Origin of the sequence: Rhizobium sp. AN73, assembly GCF_030757975.1 — a bacterium.
GTDB lineage: Bacteria > Pseudomonadota > Alphaproteobacteria > Rhizobiales > Rhizobiaceae > Agrobacterium > Agrobacterium arsenijevicii.
This window is the reverse complement of sequence record NZ_JARWME010000001.1, coordinates 342610-365251: the sequence shown is the minus strand read 5'-3', so window position 1 is coordinate 365251 and position 22642 is coordinate 342610. Positions and strand designations below refer to the sequence as shown.

Here is a 22642-nt window from a genome sequence, read left to right as displayed (position 1 = left end):
GGCATTGCTGTCGATCTGCCCGATCGCTTATGCATCAAGGGGAGCAGGATTTGAGCAGCTATGTCATGAAAGTCTCGTGCCCGGCACGCAGCGGCATCGTTGCCGCCGTATCCGGATATCTCGCGCGATCCGGTTGCAACATCAACGACAGTTCGCAATTTACCGACCTGGAGACGGGCCGCTTCTTCATGCGGCTGAGTTTCGTTTCGGAGGAGGGGCTGGAACCCGCCGCTCTGGTTGCCGGGTTCGCTTCCGTCGCAGCCGATTTCGATATGGAATACGACATCCACGATCTCTCGCGGAAAACGAAGGTGGTGATCATGGTGTCACGTTTCGGCCATTGTCTGAACGATCTGCTGTATCGTTCTCACATCGGCGCGCTGCCCGTCGAGATTGTCGCCGTTATCTCCAATCACCTCGAATATCAGAAACAGGTGGTGAACGAGGACATTCCCTTTCACCACATCCGCGTCACGCCGGAAACGAAACCTGAGGCCGAGGCGGCCATCCTGCAGGTGGTGCGCGATGCAGGCGCAGAACTCGTCGTTCTGGCGCGTTATATGCAGGTTCTCTCGGACCGGCTGTGTCAGGAAATGTCAGGCCGCATCATCAACATCCACCATTCTTTCCTGCCGTCCTTCAAGGGCGCCAACCCCTACAAGCAGGCCTACGAGCGCGGCGTACGGCTGATCGGCGCGACGGCCCATTACGTCACCGCCGATCTCGACGAGGGTCCGATCATCGAGCAGGATACGATCCGCGTCACCCATGCCCAGAGCGGCATGGATTATGTGAGCCTTGGACGCGACGTGGAAAGCCAGGTTCTCGCGCGCGCCATCCATGCCCATATCCACCACCGGGTGTTCCTCAACGGAAACAGGACCGTGGTGTTTCCCGCTTCGCCGGGAGAATACATGTCCGAACGGATGGGCTAGAGCATTTCCAGTAAAAATGCGTAAGAACAAAGAGATAGAGCGCATCCAGCGATTCCGTTGAAACCGGATGCGCTCCAAGGCTAGGGCTCGGTTGTCGGAAGTTTATTCCTCGACCGGCCCCGTCCCGCCGCCGGGCTCAGGCTCTGGTAGCCGCGCGGCCCTTGACGATGAGGGATAGGCGCCTGCCATGCTGGCGAACTGGATGTCGTTTTGCGCAAAGGCATCCTTCAGCATCGAATAGGCCTTGCGGCGTACCATCGATGATTGCCCGCCGGCGCGCAGCATCATGCCGAAACCGAGCGTCATGCCATATTCGCCGAATTGCTCGACGCCCTTTAGTTTCACGGTCTCGATTAGGAACGGCCCGAATTCCGGGTCTTCCTTCAGCGCCTTGCCGATTTCCTTGGTGATGGCCCGGACCTTGGCGATATCAGTATCGAAGGCGACGGTGACGAGGAATTTGTCGATAGACCAGTCGCGGCTCATGTTTTCGACGGCGCCCAGTGATCCGAACGGTACGGTGAAGATCGGGCCGCGATGGTGTCGCAGTTTTACCGAGCGGATGCTGAAGGATTCGACCGTACCGCGATAGGAACCGCTCTGAATATATTCGCCGACACGGAAGGCGTCGTCGATCATGTAGAACACGCCGCTGATGATGTCCTTGACCAGCGTCTGCGAACCGAAACCGATGGCAATGCCGAAGATGCCGGCGCTCGCAAGCAGCGGCCCGATATTGACGCCGAGTTCCGAAAGCGCCGTCATGACCGCAACGGCGGCGATGATGATGCCAAGCATGTTGCGCAGGATCGGCAGAATGGTCAGAAGCCGGTCATCTTGTGGTTGGCCGCCCGGCTGCCCACTCAGTGGGTCGACGGCGGGTGCGCTCAATTCCAGCCTACGTGCGATCATCGATTTGATGGCGATCCATATGAGATCGGCAAGAAGCAGGATCAGCGCCCCGTGCAGGATGCCGATGACGATCGATGTCATCAAGGCGCCATCGGGCAGGGAATCCGGATGGGCGCGGACGAGGAAGATCAACCAGATGATGGCGGTCCCGACGATTGCAAGCCGCACGCCGCGTTCGACCAGAACCGGGCGAAGGTCGCTTTCCCCATAGCCGCCGATGTCGGTCGCAAGTTTTCGCGCCGCGATGCCGAGCGTCGAGGCGAGGCCGGGCAGAACCAGCGCATAAAGTCCGATCCAGAACAGGACCCCGGCACCGGCAAGCCGCAGCCCGAAGAGGATGATAAGGCTGAAGATCAGCGCGACGTCGATTGCCCTTGTCCGCTCCGAGCCCGGATCGCCGACCGGGCGACGCCAGATCCAGATGCACGCGAGCAGGAACAGGAGCCCGACCATGGCGGAGGACAGAAGCCCGAGCGTGTCACGCGGGACATCGAGATTTTCGAGCGTCCTGAGCAACGCCCAGAAAAGGCCGGCAAGCGTCAGGAGCCGAGTCCAGCGGACGATCCAGAAATCGCGCCGGGCATTGGCTTCACGGCCGACGACCCGCCGCAACAGACCGGTGAAGGCAAAAAGCAGCGGCAGGACGACGCTGGTTGCCAGCCAGGGCAGGAGAACCGCACTCAGCAAGGGCGGCCACTGGATGGCAAGGAATATGGCCGTCGCGGCAAGGCCATAACCGAGGACCGGCAAGAGCCTTCGCGACACGACGGCCGAGGCTTCCTTGCCGATATCATCACCGTTCTTGCGGGAGGTCTGCATCATGATGATCCGGTTCGTGGCGATGCCGCCGGCAAGGCCCGCGCCGAACAGGATCAGCACATGCAGCAAAAAGACGGGGGCACCGTAGGTATGGATTTCGTCGCAAAGCCTTCCCAGTGCCGAGGTGATCTGCATCGACATGCCGGGCAGGTCCCTTGCGAGGCGCCCGAGATGTTCGCGCCGCTTGCTCGCCCATTGGTCGAGATCGCTCAATTGGCTCAGCGGCGTCAGTTGCGGCGGTTGTTCGGTGCCGCTTGCCGCAAGCTTCTGTGTGAGAAGGGCGCGAACGTCGTCCTGACCCAGAAGCTGCAGCAATTGATCGACCTTCTGCTCCGTCGTTTGTTCCGGCGCAGCCGTTTTCGCCGGCGGTAGTAATTCCTGTGCGGTGAGGCTTGCCACGCCCGACACAAAAAGCGCGATGAAAGCGGCCGTTAGCAATCGGAGAAAGGAGGGCGGCGTGGTCATCGGTCCACTCCGCACCATCCAGGGAGATGCTTGGCATCGCGCGAGCGTGCCAGTTGCATCGCTTCCTCCACCGCGTCCTCGAAGGAATGCCGCAGTTTTTTGCCATCCACCCGGCGACGCAGGAAATCCGCCCAGAGGAATTCGCTGAATGGAGCCACGATCTTGGCAAAACCACCGGCCTCGCGAACCTCTCCGGCCAACGAGCGGAAAGGGTCGTCCTGAAGATCGACGATCCGCTTGGGAAGGTCTTCGATGGGGCGGCGTAGGCCATCCGCATCGAAAGGATAGACAAGGTTTCGGTGGTCCATCACCGACCAGAATTCCCGCCTGCCGAGATGGGAAAGATCGGCAACGATGCTGGTAAAGACATGTTTCACGCCCTCGTTATGCAAGGCCAAAGCGAGGTGATGGTGGTCGACCAGATAAAGACGTTCCTTATAACCGAGGACGACGGGCACCATGTGGTGGCCGAGGAAATCGGCGCCCTTTTCCTCGCGGATCGCGGTCCATTGCCGGCGTTTGGTCTCCACCTCGCGCAGACCGACGGTCATTTGTGTTGGCCTGAGAGCGGTGATTTCAACCGGGGTAAGGTGTGGTTCAAGGCTATGGGGCATGGTTGTTCTCCCGGTGCATGGCCGCCGTCACGGCATCATCGACACTGAAATTGCTGCGCGCAACCATGTCGGACCCGCCGCCGGCAAGCAGCAGATCCCGCACATGGTCGTGCACACGCGCATAATAGACCACGATGCCGCTGTGCTGCATCGACGTATCGAACTCCAGGAGCGCATCGAGTGCGGTGGAATCCAGCTCGAAACTTTCCTCGAGACTGACAATCGCGATGTGCAGCTCCGGCCGGGCGAGGATACGTTTGGTGACGGCGGCAAGGATCGGTTCCGCATTGCCGAAGAAAAACGGCTGTGCGGGCCGGAGGATGATCATGCCGGACACATCCTTTGCATCCGGATGGCGTTCCATGTCGACGAAATCGTGGCTGTCGCCCAACCGGCCGAGATGCATGACATGCGGCAGGGAGAGCCTGCGGACAAAGACGGCGAAGGAGAGGGCGACCGCGACGAGCATGCCGTTCAGCACCCCGAAGGCAAGAACGCTGGCCGCCGCGGCAAGTGCCAGATAGGCGTCGTTGCCGAGCCGCCATAAACGGATGATCGGCGTGGGATCGAGCGCATGCAACAGTGCCACGGCGATCACGGCGGCAAGGACCGCTTCGGGAATGAAAGCGAACCAGCTGGCGGCCAGCAGGCTGAAGACCGCAAGGCCGATTGCGGCGATGGCCGAGGCCAACCGGCTTTGCGGCCCGACCGCTTCACTTGCTGCCCCTGCGGAAAAACCCGCGCCGACCGGCATGCCCTGCACCGCGGCGCTGGCGATATTCGCAAGCCCGAATGCTCTGAGTTCGCGATTGGAATCGACGCTCTCGCCGTGGCGTAGCGAAAAGCTGCGGATGGTGCCCCATGATTCAGCAAAGAGAATGAGGACGAGCGGCGGCGCGAAGCGGGCGACATGCGCGACGTCGTCCAGTGACACCGAAAACGGGCCAGCCCATATTCCGGCAAGATCGATCTGGCCGACGACGGCGACGCCCCGGCTCTGAAGGTTAAGCAGGATCGAGGCGGCGATGCCCGCCACGATGACGACGAGACTGCCGGGAATGGTGGGGCGCTTGCGCATGAGGAGCAACACGGCGAGCGCTACGACGCCGACAACGATGCTTTCAAGGCTCCAGTCCTGCGGGCGGGAGAGGATTTGCAAGAGGATGGAGAGCGGCTCGCCTGAATGCGCCTTTATTCCGAAAATGCTCGGCAATTGCTTGATGGTGATGAGAATGGCGAGGCCGAAAGCAAAACCGCGCAGCACCGGCCGCGAAATCACGCTCGACAGGGCGCCGAGCCGCGTGACAGCCGCAAGCAGAAACAGTACGCCCACCAGCGCGACCGTGATGGCGACGAGCAGCATCTTTTGCGCTGGTGTGACGGAAAGCGTCGCAAGCATTGCCGCCAGAATTGCAGCGGAGGAGGAGGTGGGCGAGACGACCGCAAAACGGCTCTGGCCGAAAACGGCGTAGACGATGCAGCCGGTGATGGCGGCAAGGATGGCGTGTTGCGCCGGAACGCCGGCAATGCCCGAATAGGCGATCGCCTCCGGCAACATCAGGCCGGCAATCGACAATCCCGCAACCACATCGCGCCGGTTCAATGTCATGGGCATGGAGTTGCGACCGCACTTGCGCCGACGAAGCCAGGAAAACTTTCACCCACTGAGATCACGATCCGGCACCACGTTTCCGAGATAAACGAGGTTTGACGCATTCGAGGTGCAAGTCAAAGTTTATGTTACGCGCCTGACATATATTCAGCGTTTTGTCGCCGCTTCAGCCGCCATATTGCTCGTCCGTGACCTGTTCCATCCAGTCCACGACCTTGCCGTCCTTGACCTCCTGAAGCGCGATATGGGTCATGGCGACATTGGGTGCTGCCCCGTGCCAGTGCCTTTCGCCCGGTGCAAACCATACGGTGTCGCCGGGGCGGATCTCTTCCAGCGGGCCACCCTCGCGCTGTGCCCGTCCAAGCCCGGAAACCACGATCAGGGTCTGGCCGAGGGGATGGGTGTGCCATGCGGTTCGGGCGCCGGGTTCGAAGGTGACCTGCGCGCCTTGCACCCGTTCGGCATCGAACGGGTTGAACAGCGGGTCGATGCGGACGACGCCGGTGAACCAGGCCTCGGGGCCTTTGGCTGAGGCCCGTGTTCCCGCACGCAATATTTCCATGGTCACTCTCCTGACTGGTATCCTGTGGTGATTTGAAGCGGGAATGCCCCTCTTGTCCACAGGCGAGTGAAAATTCGCTCGAAGGTGGAGCGAGCCGGCCAAAGTTTTGCCGACATGGATGATGGATGATTTGAGGCGCATGCCGCCTGCTCGATCAGGCCAATCGGACGTTCCGCGAGGCATGACACTTTTCATCTGGCGGTTATAGGTTGGTGAAAAAGAGCGTTGCAGCAAGTTGATTCTGGAACGCCGTGCGTCCTTTCGGGGCGCACGGCGTTTTTTATTGTGGAACCGGATCGCCCTGACGGTATCCGGTTCCGTTTAGACCAAAACGTCAGCCGATCTGCGCGTTGTCGTCACGCTTGATGGCGATGACGGCCGAGCGTGGCAGCTTGCCTTCGCCATCCGGGAAGGGGGCGTCGGGGTGCTGGATACCGACGAAGTGGGTGCGCTTGTCGCCGGACCATGTCTGGCCGGTGACTTCGGAACCCTTCGGCGCGGTCAGGAAGCGTTCGATACGGCCGGTGGCCGGATCGCCCGCCAGCATCTGGTTGTTGCCCTGCCCGGCGAAGTTGCCTTCATTGCTGTCTTCGCCGTCGGTCTGGATCCAGAGGAGACCAGTCGAGTCGAACATCATGCCATCAGGCGAGTTGAACATGTTGCCTTCGTTGATGTTCGAAGAGCCGGCATAGACATCCTTGTGAACGGCGGGGTTGCCGGCCATGCAGAACAGATCCCACTTGAACTTTCCGTCCGCGTGGTCGTCATTTTCCGGGTACCAGCGCACGATCTGGCCGTATTCGTTCTTCTCGCGCGGGTTGGCGGCATTGATCGTCATGGCGTCGCCGCCGGCATTGGCGCGCAGCTTGCCATCCTTCATTTCGCCACGGCGGCTGTTGTTGGTGAGCGCGCAATAGGCTTCGATGGCGACCGGGTTGATGGCGACCCATTCCGGACGGTCCATGGTCGTTGCGCCCACCTTGGAAGCGGCCTGACGGGTGAAGACGCAGATCTCGTCGATCTTCATACCCGTGGTTTCAGGCGTGAGAGCCACCCATTCGCCAGCGCCGTCATCGACGAACTTGGCGACGTAAAGCGTGCCTTCGTCGAGCAGTTTCGAGGTGTCGCCGCCCGGCACATAGATGCCGTTGGAGACGAATTTATAGAGGAATTCGCCACGTTCGTCGTCACCCATATAAACGACGACACGGCCGTCGCGCGCGATGACCACGGCGGCGTTCTCGTGCTTGATGCGGCCGAGTGCCGTGCGCTTGATCGGGGTGGAGGAGGCGTCCGAAGGATCGATCTCGACCACGTAACCCGCACGGCGCGGCTCGTTCGGGTTCTTGGCGACGTCGAAACGCGCGTCGAACTTCTCATAGGCATAACGCGTCTCGGCGGCGATGCCATAACGCTTGTAATCGTCAGGCAGCTTGAAGGTGGCGTCGGTGGTGCCGAAGTAACCGTTGAAGTTTTCTTCGCAGGTGAGGTAGGTGCCCCAGGGCGTGCGGCCGGCGCCGCAATTGTTGAAGGTCCCGAGACAGTCGATACCATCAGGATCGGCGGCGGTCTTGACGAGATCGGAGCCTGCGGCCGGGCCGGAAAGCTTCATCGGCGTGTTGTGATGGATGCGGCGGTTGAACGGGCTGTCGATAACGACTTCCCAGCCTTCGGTGCCTTCCTCAACTTCCATGACGGTGACACCCTGCATGTTCTGCAGGATCTTCACGTCGTCGGCAGTCTTCGGGGTGCCCTTTTCCGTATGCGGCAGGTTGATTTCCGGGTTCACATATTCGTGGTTGACGGCGATCAGCTGGTGGCTGCCGACCATGAACAGTTCCATGCCGTCGGTGTTTTCGCCGAAAACCTTGTCTGAGTTTTCAACGCTGACACCCTTGGCGTGGTCGAGATCAGGCACGTTGGAGAACAGCGGCTGACCCCATTTGGCAACCGGTTTCCAGCTGTAACCTTCCGGCACGTGGATGGTGTGGTCGGTCGCGGCAGCAACCGGCTTGAAGGGGAAACGACCGGCGGCAGCTTCCTGCGCCTCAGCCGAGGTGCTGGTCATCAGATTGCCGAGCGTGCCCATGGCGGCTGCGGCAGAACCGAAGGCAAGTACACCGCCGAGAAAGCCGCGGCGGGAAATAGCGGCTTCGACTACGCGGTCGAAATCGGTTTGGGCTGGTGGCGGGTTTTGCAGCTCGTCCCACTCGTCCCAGGACAGCTTGCTCGTATCGATATCGGTCATGTTGTATCTCCACCGTTGCATGTTTGGAATCATTCCAACACGGTGCGTACCGTTTCAGTGTTTCACACGAATGACGGGAATAGCGGCTTTAAATATGATATTTAGAGACAGGAATGCTGTATTTTTCCCTTAATGCGGGAGAATGATGCGGGTGAGCAAAAAGCCTTCGAAGCGGCAGAAGCGGAACGGGATCTCCGTTCTCTTTTGCCACTTGCCGCCGAGGTCGGCGGTTAGCCGAAGGGATGCCGAACCGGCCGCGTCATAACCGGACAATTCCGCCGCTTCGAAAAAGAACAAACGTTTCACGCTTGGATAGAGTGCTTTGAACAGGCTTTCCTTGGCCGAGAAGATCAGCCCGGTCATGAAGGGATCGATGTCGTTTCCGAGGCTGTGGCGTTCGTTCGCCGTCAAGGCCTGCGGGGCGATATCGCGGGCTTCCTCCTCGTTCAGAAGCCTCTCGACATCAATGCCAATACCGCAGAACCGCTCGGAAGAGCCGGCAAGAGCGATGGCCCGCCCGTGACTGTGGGAAATCGCGCCGACCACGCCTTCGGGCCAGATCGGGGCGCGATCCACTCCCATGCCGGGAAATGCTGCGCGGCCGGTGAGACGGCGGATGGCTTCTGCCGCACATCTGCGCCCGGCAATGAATTCCGCCTTGCGTCTGGGCATTGCGCGCAAAAGCTGCGGCGGCAAGGGAGGGACCCTGCCGCCGCACCCTTCTTCGGCGCTGTAATGAAGGGTGACGCAATGGCAATCGCATCTGTCATCCGGCCAAGGCCAGATGGCCTCGGGTGGATCGCCGGAAACGGCTTGGCGGTGAAACGCCGGTGCAAATGCCATATCCGTCACCCTCATCAAGCGGACCGAGTTCAGGCGGCAAGCGTGGCGCCGCCGTCGACCACGATTTGCTGCATCGTCACATGCCCGGCCTGATCGGAGGCGAGGAACAGCACCGTGTCGGCGATGTCGTCCGGCCTTGCGATCTTGCCGAGCGGAATGCCGAGCTTGAACTGCTCGGGCAGGCCGGCGACAAGCCGCTGTTTGCCGGCGGGATCGCTCAGCATACCCGCAAGCATAGGCGTATCGGTGGAGCCGGGTGACACCACATTGCAGCGCACGCCATAGGGCGCAAGTTCAAGGGCGGCGCAATGGCTGAGGCTGACCAGCGCCGCCTTGGAAGCGCAATAGGCCATCATGCCGATGCGCGGCACGACGGCGGCATTGGAGCCGACATTGACGATGGCGCCATGCCGCTGCCGCTTGAAGGTGCCGCTCCATTGCCGCAGCAGGTAGAACGGCCCAGCGGCATTCACATCCATGCAGGCTTTCCAGTCCTCCGGCGTCAGGCTTTCGCTGTCACCGAGGCGCAGAATGCCAGCGGCGTTGACCAGAATATCGAGCCCGCCCCACTCCTTCTCGACCGCCTTGCTGACCGCCTCCACCGCCGCCACGTCGGTGATGTCGAGCGCGATCTGGCGGAAGGTTGCATCCGTTGCATCGGCGATGAGGTCGAGGCCGATGACCTCGGCCCCTTCCTCAGTGAAACGCTCGGCGATGCGGCGGCCGATGCCCTGCGCGGCGCCCGTCACCAGCACGCGCCGTCCGGTAAATCTGTTCTGCGTCATCTTGTCCGTCCGTTCAGGCCGCGAGCCGCTTTTCGTCGATCAGCGCCCACCAGGCCGAAAGCGTCGGCACGCGGGCGAGTTCATCGAAGCCCACGGTGACGCCGCGTTCCTTCAATTCACCGGCAAGCTTCATCACCTGCAGGGAATCCAGACCGTAGAAGATCAGGTTCTCATCGGGGTCGATGTCGCTTTCGTCCTCCACCAGTTGCAGGACGCGGGCTTTCAGCCATTCGCTGATATCGGTGGCTTCTCCTGCACCGGCAAGGCTTGCAGTATCGAGCACCACGCCGCAGCGCGTTGCCACATATTGCAGCGCCATGCGGTGTTCGCCTTCCGAAAAATCGGCGACGCCGTCACCGATCATGAAGGGCTGAATATCCTTCATGAAGGCTTCCACAGCCGTCATCATGCAGCCGATATGGGCATAGACACCGCCGATGATGATCTGGTCGCGGCCCCAGCCTTTCATGCGCTCGGCGAGGTCCGAGCGCTGGAAGGCGCTATAACGCCATTTGGTCAGCACCACGTCGTCGGGCGTCGGCGCAAGCTTGTCCACGACCTTCTGTAGTTCCGGGTCGACGACGGTAAGCCCCGGTCCCCACATGTCGTTCAGAAGCGCGCGGTCGGCGGCAGGCTGGTCGTGCGGCTGGGCGGTGTAGATGACCGGTACGCCGTTCTGAACCGCCCAGGCCTTCACCTTGGCGAGATTGTCGATGAGGGTTGTCATCAGCTTGCCGTCGGCCTCGTAGAACCGCAGGAAATAACGCTGCATGTCGTGGATGAGCAGCACGGCGCGCTTGGCGTCCGGCTGCCATTTGGTCTTGTTGGCCGGGAAGCTGGCAGCAACCGGCATCGGATAATCGGAAATGGTGGGGATTGTCATATTGACCTCGATAGTTTGGCGCATCGGCATGGGCGAGGCGCAATTTTTCAAATGGTTGAGGCGTGCGCTTGCCGCACGCCTTTAAGGTGCTGCCTTACGCCGGGACGGGTGCTGCCAGCAGGTCGCGCAGCTTTTTCTTGTCGATCTTGCCAACGGCGGTAAGCGGCATGGCGTCGATGAAGCGCACCCGGTCCGGCAGCTTGTAATCGGCGACGCCGAGACCGGAGAGGTGCTGGCGGATGGCCGGCGCCTTCAAAGCGGGGTTGCGGGAAACGACGAAGACGCAGCTTTTCTCACCGAGGAATTCGTCCTGCATCGCCACCAGTGCAGCGTGCGTCACATCCGGATGCCGCAGGATCAGGTTTTCCACCTCCTCCGAAGCGACCTTTTCGCCGCCACGGTTGATCTGGTCCTTCACCCGGCCAACCACCCGCAGATAACCTTCAGGCGTGCGCTGAACGACATCACCGGAATAATAAAAACCTTGGTTGTCGAAGACGCGGGCGCTGTGCTCGGCGGCGCGGTAATAGCCGCGGAACGTATAGGGGCCGCGCGTCGCCAGCATACCGGCTTCGCCTTCGGGAACGTCGTTGCCGTCCTCGTCGACGATGCGGATTTCGTCATCCGGGCTGATCGACCTGCCTTGCGTGGTGAAGACGATATGGTCTGGGTCCCCGGCGCGGGTGTAGTTCACCAGACCTTCCGCCATGCCGAAGACCTGTTGCAGGCCGCAGCCCAGCACTTCCGGCACCTGGCGAGCCAAAGCTTCGGCAAAGCTCGCGCCGCCGACCTGCAGCAGCTTGAGGGATTTTAGCCGTTCGCGATGGGCAGGGGCCACCTGTAGCCATAGTGCTACGGCCGGTGGCACCAGAGGCACCATGTCGATTCCATGTTTTTCGATGAGATCGAAGCAGGCAAGCGGCTCCGGATTGGCCGCCATCACCACGGTGCCGCCGGCGTGGAATACGCCAAGCGCGCCGGGCGAGCTCATCGGGTAATTATGCGCGACCGGAATGGCGCAGAGGAAACGGGTCTGTGGCGTCAGCTCGCAAATTTCCGCACTGGCCCGGGCGCTGTAGTCATAGTCATTATGCGTGCGGGGGATCAGTTTCGGCGTTCCGGTGCTGCCACCGGAAAGCTGGAACAGCGCCACCTCGTCGGCCGCCGAAGGGCCGTAGAACGGCGCATTTTCGGCAGGCGACGAGAACCGCTGTTCAAGGCTGCGCTGCGGATTTGTGTCGCCCAGCAGCAGGGTAACGGCAAGCTGCGGAGAGACAAGTTTCAGCGCATCCAGAAACGTGTCATTGGCAAAAAGCTCGTGGGAACGCGAGCCGATCACCAGCTTCGGCGCGATCTGCTCCGCGTAGGACGTCATTTCCAGCTTGCGATGGCTGAAAAGCGCATTGACGGGTGCGGCACCGATTTTCATCAACGCGAAAAAGACGAGATAGAACTCGGCGATATTAGGCAATTGCACCAGCGCCGTGTCGCCTTTGCCGATACCAGCAGCGGCCAGATGCCCGGCGAGATTGGAGGATTGCCGGTCGAGATCGGCATAGGTGAAGCGGCGTTCGCCGCAGATCAGCGCTGTCGCATCCGGCCGGCGCTCCACCTGTTGGGTAAGGATGTCGCTGAGCGGTCTGTCGATCCAGTAGCCGCGGTCGCGGTATCGGCGCGCAAGGTCTTCGGGCCAGCGTTCAAATTCGATTGTCATGGTTTGTCCCTGGGAAAATTAGGCAGAAAGACCGCAGGCGTTCAGCATGGTCTTGAGCTTGGTCTGCACCTCGGCCCATTCGGATTCAGGCTCCGAGGCCTCAACGATGCCGGCGCCCGCAAAGAGCCGTACGGTTTGCCGCTGCACTGTGCCGCAACGGATTGTCACGACCCATTCGCCGTTGCCTTCGGCATCCGTCCAGCCGACCATGCCGGTAAACAGCCCGCGCTCGAAAGGCTCGACGAAGCGGATGAGGCGATGGGCGCGCTCGGTGGGGAAACCGCAAACGGCCGGTGTCGGATGCAGCAGGCACGCCAGCTGCAGCGCATTGGTTTCAGGATCGGCAAGGCGGCCTTCAATGCGCGTCGAAAGGTGCCAGAGAGCGGCGGTGTTGATGAGGGAGGGTTTTTCGGGAACGTCGATTTCCGCGCAGCAGGGCGACAGCAGCGAGCGGATATCCTCGATCACGAGGCTATGCTCGTAATGATCTTTTTCCGAAGCCGAAAGCCGGTCGGCATTGGCCTTGTCGGCCACCGGGTCGACCATGCGTTTTGCCGAGCCCGCGAGCGGGTTCGAGATGACTTTTTCGCCCTGCTTGCGGATGAGGAGTTCGGGGCTGACGCCGATCAGATCGCCACCATCGGGTAGCGGGATGCGGAACTGGTAACCTTCGCGATTTTGCTTGGCGAGGCTGGCCAGCAGTCTTTCGACATTGACCTCGGAGGCAAAGGTCAACTCGCGCATCACCGAAAGCACCGCCTTGCGGACCTCGGAATGGCGGAAATTGACGATGGCATGCTCGACAGCGCGCTTGAAACCGCTCTCGTCGGGCAGGCTGTTCTGGCTGACAAGCGCCGGCATGGCCGAATCAGCAGCGACCGGCGCACTACCCTTTTTACTCCACTCATAGTTGTCTGGAATGTAAAGGCATGATGGTTCGCTGACGTCGAAGGGGATTGCGCCAATGGCGATGGGATTGTTCAGCCCAGCCCTGCGTGCCCGCTCGAAAGCGCCCTTTATTGCCTGCTGCAAAGGGCTTGCAGCATCTTCGCCGCCTCGGGCGGGAAGCGTTATCTTTTCGCGAATGCCCTTGGCCCGTAATTGTCCCGTGCCGGAAGTAAACAGAAATTCTCTATCAAAATCAGTAATTTCGTCGGATTCGACGTCATTCGTCCTGAGTGCCCCAGTTTTCATGGGATGCCTCCTGTGCGAGTGGTTGACGATGGCTTATACTTGATTATGATAATCATGTTTTGTCAATCGGTGCAAAGTCACATGCTAAATTTAACCCCCATGCAGGTTGCCTACTGGGTCGGCCGAGAGGCAGACGGGATACTCGGAAAAGTTACGCCGCATCTTTATCTCGAGTTCGAGGGCAAGGGGCTGGAGGCGGAAAGGCTGGCCGTTGCAGTCGACAGGCTTTGCCGGCGTCACCCCATGCTCAGCCTCAGGATCGATGCGGAAGGGCGCCAGACCGTGGACCCCGTAGGCCGGCTGTTCCGCCTCGACGTGGAGGATATGACAGCACTGGATGAGGAGGTGCTTGCGCAGCGTCTTGCCGCCAAACGTGAGGAGTGGAGCCATCGCCGGGTCGAACTGCGTGTTGCCCCGCCAGCGGCGGTTTCGCTCAGCCTGTTGCCTGAGGGCCGCTCCCGGCTGCATGTCGATACCGATATGCTGGCGATCGATCCGGCCAGCGTGCGCATCGTGATGGAGGACCTCGCCCGCTTTTATGAAGCGGATGCGGGCGAAATCGAGCCATCGGGAGATACACCGCCGTCTTTTTTCAGCTGGGCGGAACGTCTTGCATCCGATCCGGAACTTAGGGCTCAGCGTGAAAGGGACCGGCTGTGGTGGCGGCAGCATATTGCCGATATTCCAGAGGCCCCGCCGTTGCCGTTTTTGCTCGATGACGCGTCCCGCGCCGTTCATACAGATCGCCTTGCTGCAACACTGTCACCGGCTGAACGCAGCAGTCTGGAGCAGGTGGCGTGGCGCTGCTGCGTGACCACGTCGAACTTATTGCTGGGCGTTTTTGCAGTCGTGCTTTCGCAGGCGACGGATGCGAAAAAGCTCCGGCTTTCCGTGCCGGGTTTCTGGCGAGCGCCGCTGGTGGAAGGGGTCGACGGCATCGTCGGCGAATTCTCCAATGTGCTCGTGCTCGGCGTCGATATCCGGCCTGCGGAGAGCCTTGAGCGGCTGCTCGGGCGGCTGTTCGATGAGATGAACGGGCTCCTGGCGCACCAGTCCTATCCCGGTGTCAGCGTCATGCGTGATCTTTCCCGCCTGCGCGGCGGCTTGCAGACCTCGCCGGTGGTCTTCACCGCCGGGGTCGATCTTCCGGGCGGCGAGCTTTTTCCGAGCGCGTCGGGCGTGTGTTCGGTCCGATGATCCACACCGTCTCGCAAGGGCCGGGCGTTGCGCTGGATGCGCAGGTCGTAGCGCTGGATGGCGGGCTTTTGATCAACTGGGATGTGCGGCTCGACGCGCTGCCGGAAAGCTGGCTGCGCGCCCTGTTCGACGCCTATACCACCCTTCTTCGCCGTCTCGCCGCCGACCCCGATCTCGTTTCCGCAACCGTGGAGCGATTCGGCTTGCTAGCGCCGGAAGCGATAGCGCAAGCCAAAGGAAAACCCATGGAACGCTCCCTTTCAGCCTTGCAAAAGGCCTATCTGCTCGGTCGCGGCACCCACCTGCCGCTGAGCGGCGTGGCGATGCAGGAGTTCCGCGAATATCGCGGCAATATCGATCCGGCATTGCTTCGCTCGCGCCTCACCGCAATGGTCGAGCGGCATGAAAGCCTGCGCACCCACATCGATGAGCGGCGTCTGGTGCAGGTGGTCTCGGATGAGCCGAAGCTAAACCTTGATATTGTTGATCTTTCGCACCTGTCCGCTGCCGAAGCCGAACAGCGGATCGGCACCGTGCGGCAGGATTTCTCCCATGCCCATTTCGATCTTGCCGCCTCTCCCTGGCAGGTCACGGTGTTTCGTCTGCCGGAAATTGCGGTGGGGGACAGCATGGCGGTCTTCCTGCGCTTCGACGCCCTCATTCTCGATGGACGGGGAATAGCCAGCCTTGCGGCGGAACTCTTCGATGGTGTCGTGCCGCCCGCATCAACCGTAGCAACCATCGCCGCGCAGCAAGATGTAGCAGCGGCCCGTGCCGAGGATGCCGCATACTGGGCTGAGAAACTTGAGGGTGTGGAAGTGCCCTCGCAACTGCCGTGGAAAGCCCCGCTCGAAACCATTGCCGTTTCGCGTTACAGCCGCCAGAGCCTGACCGTGGAAAAACAACGCTTTACCGCCTTTTCACGGATCGGCGCAAAAGAGCGGCTGTTCAAGAATTCGGCGCTGACGGCGGTAATCCTCGATGTGCTGTCGCTTTGGCTGAACGAAGGTGCCCTCGTCGTCGGCATTCCCGTCGCCCCGCAGGTGGAAGGCGTCTTTGCCAACCGCTCGAGCTTCATCGCGGTCAAATGGGATGCCGCCAAGGGCGATTTTGCGGAGCGGGCCGCAGCTTTGCAGACGGGTGTGCTGGAGGGCCTCAACCATCTCGCTTTTTCGGGGATCGATCTCAATCGCATCCTTCTTAACGCCAATCCGGGTGGGCTTGCCCTGCCTGTCGTCATCACCAACGGCCTCTCATGGCCCACGCTTTCGCAAGACTCGGGGCTGCGTTGGACGGACGGGTTGACCCAGACACCGCAGGTGGCGCTGGATTTCCGTTTTTCGCAAAACCCGGATGGCGATCTCGTCCTCGATATCGATTATGCGGAGCAGGCGATCGATGCCGCAATGGTGGCGGATATTCTCGGTGCCATAGAGCGTGCGATTACCGCAATCACCGCCAGCGGGACGTTCTCGATGAATTCCCGCGAGATCGTCGATCTGTCTCACTACCGGCTGAACGGCGACGAGCGGAACTTCGTCTGCCCGCCATTCCTGGAACGGATCGCCTCTCATCTTTTCGAAGGCGACCGATCGCGCACGGCCCTGATCAATGGCAAACGGCGAATTTCCTATGGCGAACTCGGCGATACTGTGGCGCGGGCGATGGCGGGCCTTAAGACGCGCGGCGTTGGCTGCGGCGATGTCGTGGCGGTTTGCCTGCCGCGCAGTCCCGAGCACACGGCCGTCACGCTGGCCGCCGCCCTGATAGGCGCCATCTGGGTGCCGATCGATGCGGGCTCGCCGGAAGACCGCCTGCGCTATTTGCTGACCAATTGCCGCCCGGCCATCGTCGTCGCCCGTAACGTTCCTGAAGGCTTCGACGCTATCGATCCCGAGGAACTTCTCGCAGCGCCAGCCGCCTCCGGCGTGCCCGTTACTGTGGCGGATCTGGCGGCACTTTCGGCGAGCGAAGCGCCCGCCTATTACCTCTACACCTCCGGCACGACAGGCAAACCGAAATGCGTCGTGCTCTCCAATCGGGCCACGGCGAATGTCATCGGCAGCACGCTTTCGGAATGGGCGGTGACGGAAAACGACGTCTTCATCTCCGTTACGCCTTTGCACCATGACATGTCGGTCTTCGATGTTTTCGGGTCGCTTGCCGCGGGTGCAACGCTGGTGCTGCCGGAACCCGGTGAGGAAAAGGACGCGGTCCGCTGGAACGAGCTGGTGGCCGAACACGGCGTTACGCTGTGGTGCTCGGTTCCTGCGATCCTTGAAATGCTTCTGTCCTGCCGTCGTGGCGACCAGCTCGGCTCGCTTCGGCTCGTCGCGCAGGGCGGCGATTACATCAAGCCCGTGGTCATCGAGGAGTTGCGCCGGCTGAAACCTGAGCTTCGGCTGATATCGCTCGGCGGGCCGACGGAAACGACCATCTGGAGCATCTGGCACGAGATCGTGGCAGAGGACACTACGGCGATACCCTACGGGCATCCTTTGCCCGACAATCGCTATTTCATCCTCAACGATCAGGGCAGCCATTGCCCGGAGGGCGTTGTCGGACGCATCCACACAGCGGGCGTGAATGTGGCGATCGGCTATCTGGAAGATGGTGCCATTACCCAGACGGATTTCGTGACGGTCAGCGATACGGATGGAATTGCCGTCCGCGCTTTCCGCAGCGGAGACCGGGGCCGCTACCGGCCGGATGGCAAGATCATGTTCGCAAGCCGCGTCAACGGTTATGTCAAGGTGCGCGGGGTGCGGGTCTCGCTGCCGGATGTGGAAAACGAACTTATCCGCCATCCCTCTATCCAGCGGGTTCTTGTGGTGGATTACGGCGCCGAGCAAAAGGGCGAGGCCGCTATCGGCGTGCTTTATGTTCCGATGCCCGGTTTTGAGCTCTCCGCCGCCGATCTGCGCAATTTCGCCCGCAGGCATCTGCCGGAATCGCATGTGCCCGGCCGCTTTCTCAATGTCGCCGATCTGCCGCTATCGGCCAATGGCAAGCCGGATCGTCGCCGCGCCCGCGAATTGCTGATGGCGGCGGAACCGGCGAAGGCACCTGCGGCTGTAACAGTCAAAGCCGCCGATCAGGGCGATCGCCGGGTGCTGGATATCTATCTCGGCGTGCTGGGCAAAAACCCGGCAAATGTGGATACGAGCAGCGATCTGCTGGCGCTTGGCCTCTTGCCTTCACATCTGAAAACCGTCTCGGCCGAAATCCGCAGCGCCTTCGGCGTGGAACTTTCGCCGCAACAGCTTTTGCGGTGCCGCAACGCCAAACAGGTCAGTTCGCTTTTACCCGCCTCGGCGGCATGAGGCCTCACGGCCAGAAATCATAGGAATAACCCAAGGAAAAACAGATGGCGCATATCGATCCTGCCGGCGGCTGGCTTCCCCTGACCCAGCCGCAACTCGATTTCTGGGAGGAGTTTTCCTTCCATCCCGACGAGCCGGTCTCCACCGTCGCCCATTATATTGAGCTTTCCGGTGCCGTGAATGAAGGCGCGCTGCTCGAGGCGATCAAACGCACCGTGCGGGAATCGGAAGTGCTGTCGATCCGTTTTCGTGTCAGTGAGGATGGCGAGACGCCACAGCAACGCTGCGATCCGCTCCACGCTCCGGTGGTCGAACTTGTCGATCTCCGCGCCCATTCCGCGCCTTTCGAAGAAGCGCTGCGACGCATGAACGCGGATGTCGAGGCAAGGCTTGATCTTCGAACAGACAAGCTCTCCGCGCAGTTGCTTTACCGCATCGCCGAGGAGCGCTACCTCTGGTATATCCGCGCCCATCATATCGTTGTCGACGGTTATGGCCTGACGCTAGTGGAGCAGCGCTGCGGGCAGCTTTACGGGCACTATTGCGGCAAGGGCGAGGCGGGTCCGGATTTCCATCCCTTTCCCAGTTTTCTTGCCGAAGAGGACGCCTACCGGCAAAGTCGCCGTTTCGAAAAGGACCGCGATTTCTGGACGGCCTATCTCGCGCCGCCCGTTGATCTGCCGGTGCTGGACAAGGATTGCGAGGATTACGGCGGCGGTGGCCTGCATGCCGATGCGGGATTGCCGGAAGGTTTCAGCACCAGGCTGCAACAGATATCGGGTGCGCTTGAGATCGGCTGGCCGGACCTGCTGGTGCTGCTCTCAGGTCTTTATCTTCACCGTGTCCTGCCGCGCCCGGATCGTGATGTGCTGACGTTGTGGCTGCCATTCATGAGCCGCTGGGGCAGCGTCGGCGCGCATATGCCCGCCATGCTCGTCAATATCCTGCCATTCCACCTGACGATAGAACCGCAGGAGACCCTCGGTGGCTTCCTTGCGCGCAATGCCGCCAATCTGCGCAAACAGCGCCTGCATGGCCGCTACCGCATCGAACAGATCGCCGCCGACCGCGACATATCCAAGGGCCGGCGGTTCTTCTTCTCACCGCTCATCAATGTCCTGCCCTTCAGCGCTCCGGTATTTGCCGGGCTTGCCGTTATCAGGCACATTCTCGCCAATGGCCCGGGCGACGGGTTCAACCTGACCTTCCGCGGCGAAGATGACGGAAGCGATCTGAACCTGCATATCGACGCGGATTCCGCACTGACGGAAGCCGGCGATTTCGAACGTTACCGTGAGGAATTGCCGCTGTTTCTGGATGCCATGTTGCGCAGCGAGGCGCTGACGGTTCCGGCTGAAGAGGTTTCCGCGACGTTCCGTCTGGCGGTCTGAGCGGGGTGCCGAAGCTGGCGCAGGCGGATGTAAAATAGCCGCAGACTAGTCACAGCCATCTCCCCACACGCAACGTCATCCTCGGGCTCGACCCGAGGATCCATTGTCGCCAAGAGGCATGGATCCTCGCCTCAAGGGCGAGGATGACGAAGGAGAGGCTTCCAGCCTTTTCAGCAAAATAAACCCGGCGCCGCCAAGCGACGCCGGGTTTTTCTGTGTTCGCTTGCCCGCACTCAGGCCAGGGTCGTTAGCACCCTGCTCGAAGCGCCCACCTCGGCGAAACGGCTGAAGACGCCGCTGGTGGTGCTGCGCAGCCGGTCGACATCGTCAGGGCCGTAACGGTCGGAGCGGTAGCTCATCAACACGCGGATGGAGCGTTCGCCGCCAATCGTTTCTTCCATCACCTCAAATTGCAGCCCCAGCATGGATCGTGCTTGTCGGGATCGATCTGCCGGAATTCGACGGGTTTGCCGTCCGGCCCGGCAAGCGTACCGTTCAGCTTGTTCTTGGCGTGGATCTGGATGAATACCTCGAACAGATGATCCCGGCCCGGTGTCATGCCGAGCGCCTCTTCGACGAGATCGATCGGGATTTCGCTGTGTTCCAGAGAGCCGTTGACCGTGTTCTTGACCGATGAAATCAGCTCGCCGACCGTCATCTCCGCACGGAAACGCACACGATGGGCTACAACCGTGGTGAAATAGCCGATCGTATCGAAATAGCCGCTATCGGTGCGGCCGGACGCCGAAGTGCCGACCACGAGATCGCTCAGGCCGCCCAGATGCCGCAGCGATGCGGCAATGGCGGCATAAACGACGTTGAACAGGGAGGCGCTGTTCTGCTTGGCGATGGCGTAAAGCCCGTCGCTGACGTGTTTTTCCAGCTTGAACTCGATCCAGCCGCCTGCAGGCGCCTCGTCATGTGCAGCTTCGGGCGGCGTGCTGTTCTGCCCGGTGAGGACAAGGCCCTTCGGCGCATCCCGCAGCATATCGGTCCAGTAGTTCAGATGCGTGGCATTCACGCCTGATGCCACCTGTTTTCTGGCGAATTCATGGAAGGGTGCGGGTTTGCTCGCAAAGACGGGGGCCTTGCCCGCCGCCCTTGCCCGATAGGCCTCGGTCAACTCGTCCATCATCAGGTTCACAGACCATTCGTCCAGCACGATATGGTGGAAGAGGAAGGAGAGTACCTGGCCACCGGTTTGCGGATTGCGCAGGAAACGCAGCCGCATCGGCAATTCGCGGGCAAGGTCGAACCGCCAGGACGCTTCCGTGTGCCGGTTCGCGCCTTCGCTTTCTTCGCTGGTCCAGAACCACTTGTAGCCGGGCAGGTCGTGCATTGGCACGATCTTCTGCAGAACCGTGCCATCCTCGACGTAAAAATGGGTTCTCAGGCCGGGATGGCGCTCGATAATATCGAGGAACGCGCATTCAAAGGCGTTCTCATCGACGGGATCGAGGAAATCGAGCGCGAAGGGGATGTTGAAAATCTCGCCGAAACCGAAGGCGGCATAGGCTTTCCAGAGCGACATCTGCGCAAGCGACAGCGGTGCGGTGAGCGAGCCGGTCTCCGTAGACTCCAACTGTGCAGGTGCTGTGGTTTCGAGACGGGTCGCCTGTTTTGCAAGCGCTGCGGCGGTGGGATAGCTGAACAGGTCGTTGAAACGCAGCTCGATGCCGTGATTGCTCAAAAGGCGTCCGATGATGCGGGTCGCGATCAGCGAATGGCCGCCAAAATCGAAGAAATCGTCATCCGGTCCCATGTCTGGCGACGCAAGCGCTTCGCGGAATTCGGCAAGGATCGTTGCGGCAGTCTCGTCGTCGTTTGAGCGGGAGGTGGCGGGTAGGGATGCTGGAGCCTCCAGCCCTGCGGACGAGGTTTGATGCGTGATGCCGGAAAAATCCGCGCCGCCTTCGAGATGGGCGATGAAACGCTCCAGCAGGAATGCCGTCGCATGCGGCGAGGTTTCCTTGCCGCCCGTCAGTTCCAGACGGATGTGGCCATCCACCGTGCTGCCAACGGCAAGTGTCAGGCCAAGGCCGGACTGGAGAGAGGGGAGCGGCAGGCGCTCGAACCGGAGCCGATCGACGGATGAGGTTTCAGCTGATGTTGCCAGCGCTTGCAGCGTGAAGGTGGCTGCTTCGTCGCTGTGTTCGCTCTGTTGGGCCAGCCCCGCCCGTACGGCTTTTTCGGCCTCCTGCAGCGACTGGCCACGCGAGATCGAGACGTGGGCGACCGCATCTACTGGCAGCGGCAAGCCGGCTTCGTTCCCCGGCTGGAGGGGCAGGCGCAGGGTAACAGTGTCGAGATCGCCGCTGGTCGCCAGAAAAAGCGCGAAACGGGCGCCGGTGCGTGCCAGAAGCGCGTCCGTTGCGGTTGAGCCGCCTAGCTCCAACAGGGTGGCCGGAAGATCGACGCCGTGGCTGTGGCTCACGGGCTTGGCCCTGCCATCGCGCAAAGAGACGATGTGCGTGCCGGAGGCCGGCCCTTGGAGCCAAGGCAGCGGAACTGGATTGACGATGCCGTTTTCGGTGATGCGTGGCAAAAGCGGCTTCGGTGCTTCGCCGGCATAGGCTGCGGCGATAGCTTCCAGCAAAATATGTGGCGAGAGGGTCTCACCAAGCAGGCCATGCACCAGAAGCGCCAGCAACACCTCTCCTTCACTCAAAAGCACGATGGCCTGAAATGGCGGATCGATTTCTGCGTCGAAGGGGCTTGCCTGAAGGTCGTGCAGCAGCGCCACCGCTTCGTCTGTCGACGGCGCCTGAAACAGTTGCACGAGAGATGCCGATGGGGCTTCGACGCTCTTGGCAAGGGTGCCGTCTTCTCCGAAGGAAAACCGGACGCGAAGCTGCGGCCAGGCGTCGCAAACCGTCTTCAGCGCCGATGTCAGGCGCAGAAGGTCGCTCTCGCCGCCGATGCGGTAGGTGAGAAGATGCCGGAAGACCTGATCGGGGTCCTGAAATTGCGCGAACCAGACCCGTTCTTCATATTGGCTTGGCTGCGATCCGCTCTCTGGGGCTTCGTCGCCATTGTCGAAGGCTTCGTCAATGCGACGCGCAAGCATGCGCGAATTATCTGCTGCCATGGTCCTCTCCTTGGAAGTATTTGGGCGTCGCGCTCAGCGCGAAAAATTCTATCTCTA

The 22642-nt window shown here is 61.2% G+C and carries 12 protein-coding genes and 2 pseudogenes; 3 read left to right on the top strand and 11 right to left on the bottom strand.

Translation table 11 applies throughout. The annotated features are described in order from the left end of the window. Positions 1-29: 29 nt before the first annotated feature. Positions 30-935, top strand: coding sequence for a formyltetrahydrofolate deformylase (gene purU / locus RBH10_RS01530; RefSeq protein WP_372339761.1), 906 nt, complete (start codon positions 30-32; stop codon positions 933-935). A gap of 102 nt (positions 936-1037) precedes the next feature. On the opposite strand, the gene RBH10_RS01525 is transcribed toward purU, so the two are convergent. The 10 genes from RBH10_RS01525 to RBH10_RS01480 all read right to left on the bottom strand — a co-directional run bounded on the left by RBH10_RS01525 (position 1038) and on the right by RBH10_RS01480 (position 13586). Beyond that, positions 1038-3131 carry a mechanosensitive ion channel domain-containing protein gene (locus RBH10_RS01525; protein WP_281038596.1) on the bottom strand — a complete coding sequence of 698 codons (2094 nt, stop codon included), beginning with the start codon at positions 3129-3131 and terminating at the stop codon, positions 1038-1040. Further along, positions 3128-3745 carry a ParB-like protein gene (locus RBH10_RS01520; RefSeq protein ID WP_281038597.1) on the bottom strand — a complete coding sequence of 206 codons (618 nt, stop codon included), beginning with the start codon at positions 3743-3745 and terminating at the stop codon, positions 3128-3130. The genes RBH10_RS01525 and RBH10_RS01520 overlap by 4 nt, the downstream gene beginning before the upstream one ends. After that, positions 3735-5360, bottom strand: coding sequence for a SulP family inorganic anion transporter (locus RBH10_RS01515; RefSeq protein WP_372339760.1), 1626 nt, complete (start codon positions 5358-5360; stop codon positions 3735-3737). Before RBH10_RS01515 ends, RBH10_RS01520 begins: the two co-directional genes overlap by 11 nt. A 163-nt stretch (positions 5361-5523) precedes the next feature. Further along, a complete protein-coding gene (locus RBH10_RS01510; RefSeq protein WP_281038598.1) occupies positions 5524-5919 on the bottom strand; it encodes a cupin domain-containing protein in 396 nt (131 codons plus the stop codon). Positions 5920-6253: 334 nt separating this feature from the next. After that, entirely contained in the window at positions 6254-8167 is a 1914-nt protein-coding gene (locus RBH10_RS01505; protein WP_281038599.1) for a PhoX family phosphatase, read from the bottom strand. Positions 8168-8296: 129 nt separating this feature from the next. Continuing rightward, positions 8297-9010, bottom strand: a complete 714-nt coding sequence (locus RBH10_RS01500) for a 4'-phosphopantetheinyl transferase (RefSeq protein ID WP_281038600.1) — start codon at positions 9008-9010, stop codon at positions 8297-8299. A gap of 29 nt (positions 9011-9039) precedes the next feature. Beyond that, positions 9040-9795 carry a 2,3-dihydro-2,3-dihydroxybenzoate dehydrogenase gene (gene dhbA / locus RBH10_RS01495; RefSeq protein ID WP_281038601.1) on the bottom strand — a complete coding sequence of 252 codons (756 nt, stop codon included), beginning with the start codon at positions 9793-9795 and terminating at the stop codon, positions 9040-9042. 13 nt (positions 9796-9808) lie between these two features. Beyond that, entirely contained in the window at positions 9809-10678 is an 870-nt protein-coding gene (locus tag RBH10_RS01490) for an isochorismatase (protein ID WP_281038602.1), read from the bottom strand. 94 nt (positions 10679-10772) lie between these two features. Then, positions 10773-12392 carry a (2,3-dihydroxybenzoyl)adenylate synthase gene (locus tag RBH10_RS01485; protein WP_281038603.1) on the bottom strand — a complete coding sequence of 540 codons (1620 nt, stop codon included), beginning with the start codon at positions 12390-12392 and terminating at the stop codon, positions 10773-10775. 18 nt (positions 12393-12410) lie between these two features. After that, on the bottom strand, positions 12411-13586 hold the full coding sequence (locus RBH10_RS01480) for an isochorismate synthase MenF (RefSeq protein WP_281038604.1): 1176 nt from the start codon (positions 13584-13586) through the stop codon (positions 12411-12413). A gap of 99 nt (positions 13587-13685) precedes the next feature. Between RBH10_RS01480 and RBH10_RS01475 the strand changes: the two are divergent. Continuing rightward, positions 13686-18106: pseudogene (locus RBH10_RS01475) on the top strand (amino acid adenylation domain-containing protein). 44 nt (positions 18107-18150) lie between these two features. Beyond that, entirely contained in the window at positions 18151-19497 is a 1347-nt protein-coding gene (locus RBH10_RS01470) for a condensation domain-containing protein (RefSeq protein ID WP_281038606.1), read from the top strand. Between the two features lie 233 nt (positions 19498-19730). Here RBH10_RS01470 and RBH10_RS01465 read toward each other — a convergent pair. Then, positions 19731-22585, bottom strand: a pseudogene (locus RBH10_RS01465) (condensation domain-containing protein). Positions 22586-22642: the final 57 nt, after the last annotated feature.